Genomic DNA, 13587 nt, shown 5'->3' on the forward strand with positions numbered 1-13587 from the left:
CCGCCAAAAAAGCTCCCTCCCGAAGCTAGAATGGAGCAGACGGGAGAGAGCTTCTTTTATCCATATGGCGTTTATTTTTGATTGCTGCTAAGCGAATTCAGATCAATAAACGGAGTCGCTCCGCCGGTTACCGTTGGCAAATGGCCGTCCCATTTCTCCAATGCTTTTTCCTGTACCTCAATCTGCTTGAGCTGCACCAGCTCCTGCGTCACTTCCTGCTTTTTCAGCTTAAGCGATTCCGCCTCCGCCTGGGCCTGAGCGACCTTTTGCTTGGCCTCAATCTCGACGCGCTTGAGATCGTTCTCCGCCTTCAATGCCTGCTGCTGGGCAACCTGCTTGGCTTCAATCGACTGGTTAAACGCATCGGAGAATTTGAAGTTCACGATATTAATGTCGTTCACGATTAAATCGTATTTTGCCAGCCGCTTGGTCAGCAGGTCGCTCACTTCCGTCGCCACGACGTCCCGCTTCGCGATCAAGTCCTCCGCAGGATATTTGGCGGTAACTTCCTTTACAATTTCCTGAATGGCAGGCCCAATAATAACGTTATCGTAGGAGCCGCCAATGTTATTCATCAGATGAAACGCTGCCGTCTTGTTAACGGAATAGTTCACGGCCACATGAGTGGACACCGGCTGCAAATCCTTGGAGGACGCCGAGGTATCGGTCTCCGCTTTCGTTACCTGTGTGTTCACCTGAATGACGCTTTGCATAAACGGGATTTTCAAATGAATCCCCGGATCCAGGATGTCGTCGTTCAGTTTGCCGAACGTTTTGTAAAGCCCTACGTGCCCGTACTGCACCGTGGCGAAGCTGTTCCAAGCGACAATAACAAGCAGCAGAATGATGATGCCCGCTTTTACAAAGTTTCCTACAGGTTTGATCATGCCGTTCCTGGTTGTTTCCGTCTTCATCGTATCGACCTCCCGGCTGTATTCACTACCTACCTTTACATACGTATGCCGGGCGCATTTGTTTCAAGAAGCAAAGGGAAACTGTATCCTGTTCATCGGTTCATAATATCATGAAACAGCCGGGTTCGTTCGTCCACATCCTCACCGTAAATGTTCAAATAATCCATCACGGCAAAAGAAAAATCAATGAATGCCCGGCCTTTGGCCGTAATGACGTGCGCGTCTGTGACCACCCGCTCCTCCTTGTAACGCCCGCGCGGGAACGGGTCCTCTACGCCCAACTCACGGATTCGCTCCACTCCGCAGGAGGTCGTGAACGAGTGCCGGGCCAGCACGCCTGCCCTTCCCAAATACTGCGGGCCGTTGCACACCGCGGCCAGCAGGATGCCTTCGCGGTCCAGCTGCACGATCAGCTCCGTCAGCTCTACCCGCTGGGAACGGATCGGGCCTCCGGGCAGAAGCAGCCCTTCGACTTCCGTCAGCTGCCGGGCCTCCTTGACAGTCAAATCCGGCTTGTAGGTCAAGCCGGATTCACTGACAACGGCCTCACGGTCATAGCCAGTCATCACTATCTCCTTGCCGCCTATATTTTTCAACTTGTGGCAGGCCAGCGTAATCTCAAAATCCGCAAACTGATCGGAGATGAAACAAATAATTTTTCCCATCCGCCTTTAAACCTCCTGTTACTTTATCCACCGGAACGTGGTAAAGAAAAATGTCGCATGTTAGGGTAAGGATTGATACAATAAAGAAAATTCGTTCATGTTGACTGGAAAGGGGTATAAAATGAGTAATACAAAAACGCTGATCTTGGTCACCGCAATTTTGGAAGCGATTCTGGGCATCCCGTTTGTGGGCGGACTCATTGTTATAAGCCTGTCGTATGTGCCGCTGATCGTTATGCTTATCGTCCATATTATTACTCTTTTCCTGGTGTCCAAGGAGAACAAGCCGAGGCACGGCAGTATCGCCGGAATCATTACGTCCTGCATCGGCTGGATTCCTTTCGTCGGCATGGTGCTGCATATTGTGACGGCCATTCTGCTGTTCCTAATCTACACCCGGCAGGAGCGCGGGTACATTTCTTTACGGTAACGATAGCAGGCGGGCATCCCGGGGGATGTCCGCTGCTTCGTTTAGGCAGCACGAGGCTGCGGCCCGCTGTAAGCTACCCTAGCTCAATTTAATGAGCAGTTCGCAGCCGGCTGAAGCGACAGCTCCACTATCTCATTACGCCTGCAAACCAAGCGGCCCTCGATTACCTCAAGCTTGGCCGCCTGAATCGAAGAGCGCCGTTCCGCGTAAGAGGCAGGAACCGCATGATGATCAGCCCGGTCCGGATGCGTAAAATAGAAAATAATGGCCTCCTCTCCCTGGACGACGACATCGGCATGAAGACCGATGGTGCCCATCGTCCCGCCGGGTTCCCGGCTCATTCAAGATCAGTCCGTTGCGTTCCCAACGTTCGCCATCCTCCGACCGGTAGACCCCCTGCCCTCTCCACTCATCGATGATCATCCAATAGCATCCCTTAAAATAAAAGACATTAGGCCCCTCATGCGCGCCATCGGTAATAATCGGCCCAACCACATGCCACTGGTACAAATCATGACTATCCGCAGCATACGTATGGGAATGATGCGTCTCGTCCTTGTACCACATCCGGAAGCGGCCGTCCGAAAGCCAGTGAATGCAGGCATCGATTACGCAATCAGAGCTCAATGGAATTTCATCCTGCAGCGTCCATTGCAGCAAATCTTCGCTTGTGTAGTGCAGCATTTTTCTTGCGTGACCGTCCCAATCGACGGGAACTCCGCGTATGTAGCTCACAAACATATGATACCGGCCGTCATGCCAAATGATTTCCGGCGCCCAGAAGGTATTGCGGCCCCACTCGAAATCCAGGCCCTGGATAATCCCACGGTAAACCCATGTATTCCCGCCGTCCGCCGAGGAGGCAACCCCAAGCGTCCGTTCCATGCACCCAGGCAAAACGTGGCCCTCCCGCTGTCGCCCTCCGGTTCGTATACACCATCCACCACTGCTTCTCTTGGCGGTTCCAGATCAACACCGGGTCCGCGGCCCCGTCATATATCGGATCCCGAAATAAAGGCGCTTCCATCTTCCGTATCCTCCTTATAAGCATCCATCGCTAAATGTATGTGCACTTCCTTATTATACCCGGGAATGAAAGCGTTTCAACAGCGATCCGGTTCATCAGCGGGACCGGTAAGCTTTCTTGTGAAAATCCGTAATATACCGGAACAGCACCTCTCCATCCTCAGGCAGTCTGTTTTCCTCTTGCAGATGAAACACCATAGCCTGATACGGCTCGGGAACCCATATGTATTGATGAACGCCTTCCGTCAAAATAAATCCGCACCGCTCCCAGAACCGGATTCTGCGAAGATTTTCCTCGGTCTCGTCCGCCTCGACTTCAATCACCATGCCCCGGCAGCCGTTGGCAATACCCCAAGACTTGAGGTAATCGATAAGACGGCGCCCCAGCCCCCTGCTCCGTTCTTCCTCCCGGACGGCCGCATAATCGATCAGCAGTGCAGAAGCCCGTCTGTCGATTCCCGTGAGCGCCATCGCTTTAGTCACTTGGCCGTCATCAGCGGTGTGCAGCTGACACAGCCCCCGGTCAAACATGTTTCGGATAATCGCGAAGCTTTTCCTTCCATGCTCGGGGAACGCCCCGGTATAGACAGGCTCCGCCGCTTTCCACAGCTGCTCGTTCCAAACGTCTGTCGTATGAAACTCCAATGAATCCATCCGCTGTCATCTTCCTGTCGCCCTGCTCCGAATTCGGATCCTATAGTGTCATTTTCTTACCAAAATGAAGAAAAACCTAGCCTGCGGCTAGGTAAGCATTGTTGAGAATCTATGGATTTGGGTGATACTCCGGTGGGGTATCTTCCTCCAGCCGCTGTTGAAACCCGTGAATTTGATTAGATTTGAAGGTATTTTCACGGATTTCAAAGGCGGACGTAAACTCTTCCGGAAGATACCCCACCTGCGTCGAGGCCACTGAAGCATTGTTGAGAAACTATGGATTTGGGTGATACTCCGTCCGGCAGGATCTTTTCCTTTAACCGCCGTTTAAACCCGGGAATCGGATGAAAATTAGCGTTTATTGAGAAAAAGCCCGTTCCGGACTCTTTAACCTTATAAGATCAGCGTGCTTTCAGTGCACTAGTCGTTTTCCTGCTTCGACGGCTCGTTGACCAGCGAATCGTACTTGGCATACCGGTCATCGACCTCCCGGGCCATTTGGCGAAATTTCCGGGTTTCATCAACCACCGGGTCGATCTGTGCCTGAATGCGAATTTCGGTCGGATACGGAAGCTTCTTAACGGCGGCCTCATCGGGCTCCTCGCTGTGCATCTCGCCTTCGGTCAGCTTTTGGATCAGCTCTTCTTCGATTTTTTTGGAATCCATGAGCAAGCACCTCCCTCTCCTATTATGCCTGTAGTTTCTATATTTTGTCCAATCAGGGGAGGGTGCCATGCAGCAGGATTCATGAACCCTGCAGACGATTCCGCATGGTTGAATATGAATATACACTGCTCTGAGCGATAAAAAGGCTTGGCGCACCTCAAGGAGTAAGCAGCGCCAAGCCGTATGAAGTTACATTACATCCTGAACGATGCTCTGCTGAAAACGATTCCCCATCAGCTCATAGCCGTTTGCATTCGGATGGAGTCCATCCGGCAGATGGGACGCATCGTCCGCACTGAACCAATCCAGCCCGTTGCGGTAATGCAGCTGGCAGTCACCTCTTCGCTGCAATAGCTCAACGGTTTCCCGGATTTCCTCGCGCATCGCGCTTACCGTGAAGCCGAGCTTGTTCTCGTTATGCTCGCGCTCCGCCGCATAAATCGGAGAAATTACAATCAGCGGCGTGACCGGATGCTTCTCACGGATCGTCTGCAGCATGCCGATGAGCTGCGGCTTGAACGTGCGCGGGCTCAAGCTGGACGCTCCATACACATTGATGCCGACACAGAGCGAAATCAGGTCTGCCGGCAGGTCGCGGATCAGCTTCGCCGTCATAGGCTCCAGATGCGCGTTGCCGGAGAAGCCGAGGCAGGTCAGATTCCAGCCGCAGTCCCTGGCGGCTATCGCCGGCCAAGTGCGGGAAGGGCTGTAAGCGTCGACGCATTGGGTGATCGAGCTGCCATACGTGACCCAGCGGGGCCGGTAATCCGGCAGCGGCTGCCATAAGGCACCGTCTTCAATACTGAGCCGGGTCACGGTCATTCCGGTATTTTGCGGCAGATACAGCTCCAGCTCCTTCATCCCTTGCGGCAATGCGGGAAAGTTCGCCTGCGTCTCGCCTACTTGAAGCTCTGCGGTCAAGTGAAGCTGTCCGTCTACGAGCAGGTCCATCCGTGCCGCTTCCTCCAGCGGCAGGAATGCGACCGCAACCTCGGTTGAGTTCGTAAGCAGCCGAAGCCGGACTCCGGCACAGATGGCCGCTTTACCGTCAATCCCGTTGGGCGGATACAGCTCCAAATCCGCATAAGGAATCCGCCATGGCTTGATTCCTTCTTCCTTCACTTCAAGCGAAACGGCGCCGTGGAAGAGCTCCGTCAGCTTATTCAATGGAAGCAGCCTCATACGGCGCTTCCATCCCGCTGCCCCGTACGGTCAGCCGGTTTGAACTCCTCGCCAAGCCAAGCCCCCTGCTCCAGCAGCAGCTCCTGAAGCTCCCGTACCGATATGTCCCGCGAGCCTGCCGAAGCCTTCAGCGCCAAGGCGGCGGCGGAACCGGAAGCCTGTCCCATCGCAAAGCAGTTCGGCATGACCCGAAGCGAGCCTTGTACGGCTCGGTCGGAGGAAGCCGCCCGCCCCGGCACCCACAAATTATCCAGGCCTGCCGGAAGCAGCACGCGGTAAGGGACCCGTGGGATTTCCCCGGCGGCAAATGATTAAACGTCATCTTTCCCTTCGCATCGGCTAAATGGATATCGATATAGTAGGCATTGCGGCCGATATCGTCAGGGAATGACCTGGCCTCGAGGAAATCCTCGGCGGTCAGCACATAGTCCCCTTGAATGCGCCGCGTCTCCCGAATGCCGACCTGCTCGCCGCTCGCGACCAGATGCGCATGCTCGAAGCCGGGCACGTAGTCGCGGAAAAACTGCACCTGCCGCTCGGCCAGCTTGCGGCCCTCAATGGCGCCGCGGGTTAAATCCTCGGCTTTCGTGCCGTCGATGCCGAACACATGGCCGAAGTTGACGCCGACCAAATAGTCGTTCACCCAGGCGAGCCCTGAAATCGATTTGCGTCCCTCCGGCAGCGCGCCTTCTTCTATGGCGCGCTCCACGGTCTTATGCAGCTGCCCCGTGTCGCCGGTTTCCTGGAGAAACCGGCTGAACCTTTTGCGGTTCACGTTCGTCAGCAAATAGCACATGCTGCCCGGCTGCAGCTCCCCCTGCTCGCCGCCCTTCTGGAACGGAGCGCCTGCCTTTGCGGCGATATCGCCGTCTCCGGTCGCATCGATTACATAACGGCAGCGGACGACGGATCGTCCGGATTTATTGACAATGACGATGCCTTCGATGTTCCGCTTGTCCTCGGAGAGCAGGACATCGTATACGAATGTATGGTAGAGCAGGGTAACTCCATGCTCCAGCGCCGCGTCATCATACACCCGCTTGAGCACCTCCGGATCAATCGGCACCCAGTCCAGCGTATGTTTGTATTCCTCTTGGTAATCCTTGTTGCACGCCAGCTTCATCCGTTCCATCAGTTCCATCCCGATGCCGCGGATGATCGGCTTTTCTTTATCCGTAAACGGGCAGAAAGCCGGGCCAGCGCCACGGTTCCCATGCCGCCCAGAAAACCTCTTTGTTCGATCAGCAGCGTTTTCGCTCCATTGGCAGCGGCGCTGAGCGCTGCTGCCATTCCAGCCGCTCCTCCGCCTACAACGACCACATCCGCTTCAAAAGATACGGAAACCTTTTCCGATGGAATCGTGACTTCACCCAAGCTCATATCGGTTCTCCTCCTGACTGAGGCTCGGGCCTGCGGATAGGCAGACCCGTCTTCAGCATCTTCTTATCTGCCTTCCAGGCATATACGTACCAAATCGTCCACGTGAGCGGTCGCCAGACATTCTACCGTGTCGGCGGCGCCGTAATAAATTTTGACTTCGCCGGAGGGCTCAAGAATCATGCCGCCGGGAAAGATAACATGATTGCGGAAGCCGCCGTCCGTCTCGTAAGAAGCTTCGGGCGCCAGCAGCGGCGACTTGGACATGCCGATGATCCGGCTCGGATTGTCAAGATCCAGCAGCATGATGCCGGCGGTGTAACGCTTCTTCCAAGCGTCCTCCCACCCATTTTTACCGCGGCTGCGGTCGAGATCAACGGCATGGAACGTCGTGAGCCAGCCTTTGTCCGTCTTCACCGGCGGAGCGCCCGGACCGACCTTGTCATTAGCGAACGGCACATGCTCCACACCCAGCACCAGACAGGAATTGCCCCAATACAGCAGATCGGGAGAATCGCTCATCCACATATCAAACCGATCGATGCCGCCGCGGCTGTACACGGGGAACGGCCGCTCGAGCCGAACGTATTTGCCTCCGATTTTTTCCGGGAACAGCACCATATTGCGGTTGTCCGGCAGGGAAAGGCTAAGCACCTCGAAATGCTCGAAATCTTCGGTTACGGCAATCCCGCCGCGCAGCCCATGCTTCGTATCGACGGCAAAACACATATAGCACCGCCCGTCGATGACAGTCAGCCTAGGATCATAAACCCGAATGACTTCTTCATCGTTCCATGTCCAGCATGGCGCAGGCTGCACCTTCCATGAAATCCCGTCATCGCTGTAGGCAAGCCCCAAGTTCGTCGTGCTGTGCGGCTCAATGGTTTCGTTCTCCGCATTACCGTAATCATTACGGAATACCATCACATATTTCCCTTGAAATTTCGTTACCCCCGCATTAAATACCATAGCAGGTCCGATAAGGAACATCCTTCGGTGTGAGCAGCGGGTTAGCCGTATGACGGTGAATCACGGGGCTCGAGACCAATCTGCCTATAGTTAGTTCGTTCATTAATAATGCCTCCTTAAGTATCAATAGGTTTCCGTACCACGGACACCGTGCGACTAGCCTTTAACCGAGCCCGCCGTCACCTGCATGAACGATTTGTTCGCCGCAATATACACGATGAGCATCGGAAGGATCGACAGGCAAGCTCCGGCCATCATCAGGTTCGTCTGCATCGCCGCAGAGGAGCCGTAGCGCAGATTGGCAAGTCCGACAGTCAGCGTCTGCAGCTTCGGATTCGTCATCGTGAACACGAGCGGCAAAATATATTCGTTCCAAGCATGGCGGAACGTGAACAGGCCGGATACGCCGAGCCCCGGTGCCAGCAGCGGCAGAATTATAGTATAGAAGTTGCGGATAAAGCTGGAGCCGTCCATCATGGCCGCTTCGTCGAGATCCTTGGGGATCGCCTTGAAAAAACCGAGCAGAATAAAGAAAGTGCTCGCATGCGCGCTGATCAGAATGAGAATGACGCCCCACAGTGTCGTATTCATATGGAGCTTGACCATCAGATCGAACTGCGGCCTGAGCACGACGGCTCCTACAGAAATAAACATCGTCGAAGCCTGCACCCCGACGTAGAGCGCTTTGCCGGGAAATTGCCTCCGGTCCACGACATAGGCAGCCATCGCGGCAACGAGCAGGTGCCCCGCCGTTACGGCAACGCTCAGAAACACGCTGTTCCATGTGTATTGGGCGAAATGCGTCTGCTTCCATGCTTCGGCGTAATTGTGAAACTGCCATACTTTCGGCAGCAGATCGCCGCCGCTCATCAGCTCGGCGTTGCTTTTCAAAGAACCGCTCACTGTCATAAGAACGGGGAATAACGTCAGGATCGCGGTGACGATCAAGAATATCCACATCACCGTGCGGCCGGCGATTCCGGCGAACTGCAGAGACGGCTTACGGTTCATCGGTCTGGCTTGTGTATTCATCTCCTGCCCGCCTCCTAAAATACCTTGTTCATTTTTTTGGATAAATAGTAATAGAGCGCTGTAATGATCCCTACAATGACTGCCGTTGCGAACCCGACGGCGCTGCCGTACCCAATCTGCTGATCGACCGCCGAGCCCGTAGATACCGGGAACAACAGCTTATACAGGTACAAATACATCACTTCCGTCCTGCCGATCGGCCCGCCTTCCGTCATGACCATTATGCTCTCGTAGCCTTTGAGCGAAGCGATAATGGCCAGCATAACGATCATCTGCATTACAGGGCCGAGCATAGGAATCGTAATGCTCCAAAATTTTTGCGTGGCGTTCGCCCCGTCAATCGAGGCACTTTCATATAAATCGTTCGGAATGCTCTGAAGCCCCGCCAGAAACAGCAGCATATAGTTGCCGACCGCTCCCCATACCGCCACGAGAATGACCGTCAGCATGGCGTGCTCCTGCCCCATCCAATCGATTGGCGCGTTGATCACGTGATATTTCAGAAGCAGCTGATTCACCATACCGTTATAGGAATTGAAAATGATATAAAACACAACGGAAATAACGGCTGTACTAATAACGGTCGGCATAAAATAAATAGCCCTCAGCCAGCCTCTGCCGCGCAGTCTGCCGTTCAGAATAACCGCCAGGATCAGCGACAGCGGAATCGTCAGCAGCAGCTTGCCGCCTGCGAACACGAAAGTATTCCCGACCGAATCCCAGAACTGGGTATCCTTCATCAGCCGTCTGAAATTGTCGAGCCCGATGAACAATTCGTTACCGTAGCCCGCGTAATCGTAGAACATATATCGGAGCACCCACAGCAGCGGGTAAATGCCAAGCGCCAAGGTGAGCACAACGCTGGGCAGAAGAAGCAGCGAATTTTCCTGCAGTCTTTTCCATTTAGACATTACTGGTATGCCTCCTTTCCCGAATACGGGCCTAAAAAAAGGGCCTCGTCAACCGCTCACGAAGGCCCTTGCCCCGCCTGCTTATTTGCCCTGCAGCTTGCCGGGATCAAACGATGGATCCGGAGTCACCTTCACATCGCCCTTCTCTGCAGCTTTAGCCAATGCGGCATTATAGCGCGTGTTCAAATCTTCCGTAACTTTATTCAGGTCGCCGCCGGTCAGCATGTATTTAAAGAAAGCGTCGCCGTAATTCGCCCCCTCCGGCGTTACGTTAGGAGAAACCGGCCACAAGGAGTCATACTTGCCGACAAGGAAGCCTTCCATGCCCGGAATGTCCGGCTTTTTCGCTTTCGCTGCAATGCTTGGCACGACAGCAATGCCGAAGCCTTTCTCATGATAGGTTGTTAGAATATCGTCGCCGTACATATACTGCATAAACTTCCACGCCGCGTCCTTATTAAGCGAAGTGTTGCTGATCCCAAGCCATGTGCCTGCCGATACAATCTCCGAGGTGCCTTTGCGCTGACCGTCCAAAGTCGGAGGAAGGGCGCCGCCCCATTTGATTGTTGTCGGGAATTGATCCTTGTAGACGCCGGGCTCCGTCGAGAACGATAAGTACATCCCGATCTTGCCGGCAGCGAATTGAGCGCGTAGCGGATCGATGTCCAGGCTTGTCGCTCCGGGCAGAATGCTTCCCTCGTCGTTCATTTGCTTGAAGTATTTCACAGCCTCCGCATAAGGCGCAAAGTCAAACTTGCCCGTCTTCGGATCAAAGCCAAGCCCCTGGTAACCGCTCAGCGACAATATTTCCCGAATGGAGCGGTCGAACGCGAGCTTCGGACTTTTAAAATTGAGCGCGAAGCCGTAAATCCCGTCTTTTTTGCCCATATCGGTAATTTTCTTCGCATCGGCTGCCATCTCCTGAAGTGAAACCGGCGGATTCTGGATGCCTGCCTTCTCAAACAGTTCCTGGTTATACACAAGCCGCAGCGTTAATCCCGTATTCGGAAGAGAATACAGTTTACCGTCAAACCGGTTCACCCCATCGATAATTACCGAAGAAAATTTCTTGTTCAGCTCGTCATTCATGTAGGAATCAATCGGAGCCACATATCCTTTTTTCACAAAGGTTTCCGTGTTCGCGCTCTTCAGCCTCAGCACATCCGGCGCCTGGTTGCTTGAAAACGCGATGTCAACGCTTTGGTTATAGTTTTCCGACATCACCGTCAGTTCCACTTCAATGTTGTCTTGGTTGGTGGAATTGAACTTCGCGATCATTTCCTTGATATACTCCTGGTCATGACGATCGTCCGTCCAGTACTTGATGACTTTCTTCTGCGCAGTGCCGCCCGCTTGGCCGTTCGTGCCTTTCGCCGGTTCGGATGAGCCGCAGCCTGCCAAACCTACGGAAAGCGTGACCCCTAAACCAACGGATACCATTTTTCTCCACATACCCGATACCTCTTTTTCTTATGTTTTGTCCTGCTTCCCCTTTAGTATAATGTGCAAAATAAAAGAAGAGAGTGGGGTAAGTCCACTCTCTAGGGTGACAAAAATATGATCTTGCAAATTTCGACATTTTTTTCAATCGTAGCTTGCCCGGAATTCGGAAGGCGTCATCCCGGTCACCTTCTTGAACATTTCGCTGAAATAGCGGCGCTCCTCGTACCCGACCGCAGAGGCGACCTCCTGCACTGGCATCCCGCCGATCAGCAGCGCTTTGGCCTTCTGAATCCGTTCGGTATTCACATACTGCGTCATCGTCAGCCCGGTCACTTTCTTGAACAAGCTGGAGAAATAGCTAACGCTTAAATGTACATGCGCAGCGCATTCGGTCACCGTTACTTCCCGCTCCAGCTGACTGAGCAAAAAGTCCTGCGCCTTATAAATAACCGCTTGTCCTTCCGACAGCGTATTTTTCTTCACCAGCTCCGCTCCCTCACGGCAGAGGAGCAGCAGCTGCTGCTCCAGTCCCGACAAGGTTCACCCCGCTTGAGCCTGGACTCCCTTAAACCTGTCGACCAACGGCTGAACGCTGCGGTAAGGGACGAGCTCATAGAACGTCCGGATGGCGGCGGAGGCCAGCTCCTCGTATAAACTCAGCAAATAATCCGGATTGGGCCTTGGCCGCAAGGACTGAAGCGCGTTCGAAATATCGGCCAAAATTTCGGCCGCCCGCTCGCTGTTGCCGGAACGCAGAACGAGCAGAAGCTCCTCCTTTTGCTCCAATGCGATGGGAGGCTGCCTGTCCGATTTCGGTATTTCCTCATAGGCGATGGCGCCGTTGCCTTCCGTAAACAGCTTGTAGGTCAGCGCGCGGCTCGCCTGCCTGTAGGTATCGGGCAGCTCGCTGATTTGCTCGACCCGCGTTCCCACGCCGACGGAAACGGTAAATTTCGTATACCGCTCGATATTGAGGCAGCAGCGTTCGGCAATAACGGTAGCGCCGGCCGCGGCGGAATCGTTGACCACGGCAACGAACCGGTTATGCGCCGCCCGGAATACAATGCATTTCGCATGCTCCCGGATCGTTTCCTCCATAATGTTCTGCATCGTGAACCGAATCAGCTCAATCTCATGGACAGGCAGTCCGGCAACCCGCTCCTGAAAACCGTCGATTTCGAGCAGCAGCACAACCAGTCCCCGGGGCTCCAGCTCCATGTTAAGAAACGCCCATCGTTTGGAAGCATGCTCCCAAGGCGTCCGATGGTTGAGTAGAAGCGCGAAATATTCCTGCCTGAGTACCGGCATGCTCTCCCTGAGCTTCATTTCCATCTCGCGAACGTTCAGGAGCTGCGACTTTTCTTCGACAATCTGCGCTTTGGCCCGGAGCACGGCATCAATAATCTCATCCTTCGTGAACGGCTTGACTACAAAGTCAAAAGCCCCGAGCTGCACGGCCTGCTTGGCGTAATCAAAATCCGTATAGCTGCTGATCAGGATAACCTTGCATAAATGATTCAGCTCCAGAATTGCCCGAAGCATCGTCAATCCGTCCATCTTGGGCATCCGGATATCTGTAATGATGATATCGGGCTTGACCCGTTTTATCAGCTCCAGCCCGTCCTCCCCGTTCGAAGAGGTGCCTCCGACCTGGATGCCGTGCTCCGGCCAGTCGATGGCGGTCAGTCCGTCGACCACAATTTTGATATCATCAATGACGCATAGGCGGATCCCTTCATGATTGTACATCGGAAAGCTCTCCTTTCAGCGGTATGGTAATAAGCACGGTCGTTCCTTCCCCTGGGATGCTGTCGATAGACAGGGACGCAAGATCGCCGTAATACAGCTGTAGTCTGCTGAGCAGATTGCCGACGGCATAGCCCTTTTCCTCACCGCTGTCCTGCAGCAGCGAGTGCAGCCGGGATTCGTCGATCCCTTTCCCGTTATCCCGGACCCGGATCGTCCACTGCCCCTTTTCTTCATTCGCCTCAATCCCAATATCGATCCGCCCTCCGCTTTCCATACTTTCAAAGCCGTGAAGAATGCTGTTTTCGACCAGCGGCTGCAGCATGATCCGGGGGATCGGAAGTTGAAGAAGCCACGGCCCATTCACCTGAATGTCATACTCAAACAAATGCTCGTAGCAGAACATCTGCAGCTTTAAATACTCGCGAACATGCTGTATTTCCTTGTCCAGCGTCGTAATCTCATTGCCTTTGTTCAAGCCGAGCTGAAATAAACGGGATAGCGAGACGATCATCTTCTGGGAGACCTCCACCTGCTTCAAATCAAGTCTCCAGTAAATCGTGTTCAAGGCG

The 13587-nt window shown here is 54.0% G+C and carries 13 protein-coding genes and 2 pseudogenes; 1 reads left to right on the forward strand and 14 read right to left on the reverse strand.

The window, feature by feature from the left end; genetic code table 11:
• Positions 1-71 precede the first annotated feature (71 nt).
• Positions 72-914, reverse strand: a complete 843-nt coding sequence (locus tag ACHHV8_RS18130) for a prohibitin family protein (RefSeq protein ID WP_395160291.1) — start codon at positions 912-914, stop codon at positions 72-74.
• A gap of 92 nt (positions 915-1006) precedes the next feature.
• Complete coding sequence (locus ACHHV8_RS18135; protein ID WP_395160293.1) at positions 1007-1579, reverse strand: DJ-1/PfpI family protein; 573 nt, start codon at positions 1577-1579, stop codon at positions 1007-1009.
• A gap of 121 nt (positions 1580-1700) precedes the next feature.
• Between ACHHV8_RS18135 and ACHHV8_RS18140 the strand changes: the two genes are divergently transcribed.
• Positions 1701-2009 carry a hypothetical protein gene (locus ACHHV8_RS18140; protein ID WP_395160295.1) on the forward strand — a complete coding sequence of 103 codons (309 nt, stop codon included), beginning with the start codon at positions 1701-1703 and terminating at the stop codon, positions 2007-2009.
• Positions 2010-2240: 231 nt separating this feature from the next.
• Here the strand turns inward: ACHHV8_RS18140 and ACHHV8_RS18145 are convergent, their stop codons facing one another.
• The 12 genes and pseudogenes from ACHHV8_RS18145 to ACHHV8_RS18200 form a co-directional block, all read right to left on the reverse strand.
• Positions 2241-2906, reverse strand: a complete 666-nt coding sequence (locus ACHHV8_RS18145; protein ID WP_395160297.1) for a glycoside hydrolase family protein — start codon at positions 2904-2906, stop codon at positions 2241-2243.
• Positions 2907-3131: 225 nt separating this feature from the next.
• Positions 3132-3689 carry a GNAT family N-acetyltransferase gene (locus tag ACHHV8_RS18150; protein ID WP_395160299.1) on the reverse strand — a complete coding sequence of 186 codons (558 nt, stop codon included), beginning with the start codon at positions 3687-3689 and terminating at the stop codon, positions 3132-3134.
• A gap of 420 nt (positions 3690-4109) precedes the next feature.
• Complete coding sequence (locus ACHHV8_RS18155; RefSeq protein ID WP_395160301.1) at positions 4110-4355, reverse strand: hypothetical protein; 246 nt, start codon at positions 4353-4355, stop codon at positions 4110-4112.
• A 189-nt stretch (positions 4356-4544) separates the two neighbouring features.
• Positions 4545-5522 carry an SGNH/GDSL hydrolase family protein gene (locus tag ACHHV8_RS18160; RefSeq protein WP_395160303.1) on the reverse strand — a complete coding sequence of 326 codons (978 nt, stop codon included), beginning with the start codon at positions 5520-5522 and terminating at the stop codon, positions 4545-4547.
• Between the two features lie 11 nt (positions 5523-5533).
• Positions 5534-6917 (reverse strand): annotated as a pseudogene (locus tag ACHHV8_RS18165) (FAD-dependent oxidoreductase).
• 63 nt (positions 6918-6980) lie between these two features.
• Positions 6981-7986 (reverse strand): annotated as a pseudogene (locus ACHHV8_RS18170) (glycoside hydrolase family 130 protein).
• 53 nt (positions 7987-8039) lie between these two features.
• Positions 8040-8894: a carbohydrate ABC transporter permease gene (locus ACHHV8_RS18175; RefSeq protein ID WP_395163546.1), complete on the reverse strand. Its 855-nt coding sequence runs from the start codon at positions 8892-8894 to the stop codon at positions 8040-8042.
• Positions 8895-8929: 35 nt separating this feature from the next.
• Positions 8930-9826: a carbohydrate ABC transporter permease gene (locus ACHHV8_RS18180; protein WP_395160305.1), complete on the reverse strand. Its 897-nt coding sequence runs from the start codon at positions 9824-9826 to the stop codon at positions 8930-8932.
• 81 nt (positions 9827-9907) lie between these two features.
• Positions 9908-11278 (reverse strand): ABC transporter substrate-binding protein, encoded by a 1371-nt coding sequence (locus ACHHV8_RS18185; RefSeq protein ID WP_395160307.1) that lies wholly within the window; start codon positions 11276-11278, stop codon positions 9908-9910.
• 132 nt (positions 11279-11410) lie between these two features.
• On the reverse strand, positions 11411-11806 hold the full coding sequence (locus ACHHV8_RS18190) for a helix-turn-helix domain-containing protein (RefSeq protein WP_395160309.1): 396 nt from the start codon (positions 11804-11806) through the stop codon (positions 11411-11413).
• 3 nt (positions 11807-11809) lie between these two features.
• Positions 11810-13018, reverse strand: coding sequence for a response regulator (locus tag ACHHV8_RS18195; RefSeq protein WP_395160311.1), 1209 nt, complete (start codon positions 13016-13018; stop codon positions 11810-11812).
• Positions 13005-13547: a sensor histidine kinase gene (locus ACHHV8_RS18200; RefSeq protein ID WP_395163547.1), complete on the reverse strand. Its 543-nt coding sequence runs from the start codon at positions 13545-13547 to the stop codon at positions 13005-13007. The genes ACHHV8_RS18195 and ACHHV8_RS18200 overlap by 14 nt, the downstream gene beginning before the upstream one ends.
• Between the last annotated feature and the right edge of the window lie 40 nt (positions 13548-13587).

Source organism: Paenibacillus sp. TAB_01 (assembly GCF_043945595.1).
Lineage (GTDB): Bacteria > Bacillota > Bacilli > Paenibacillales > NBRC-103111 > Paenibacillus_S.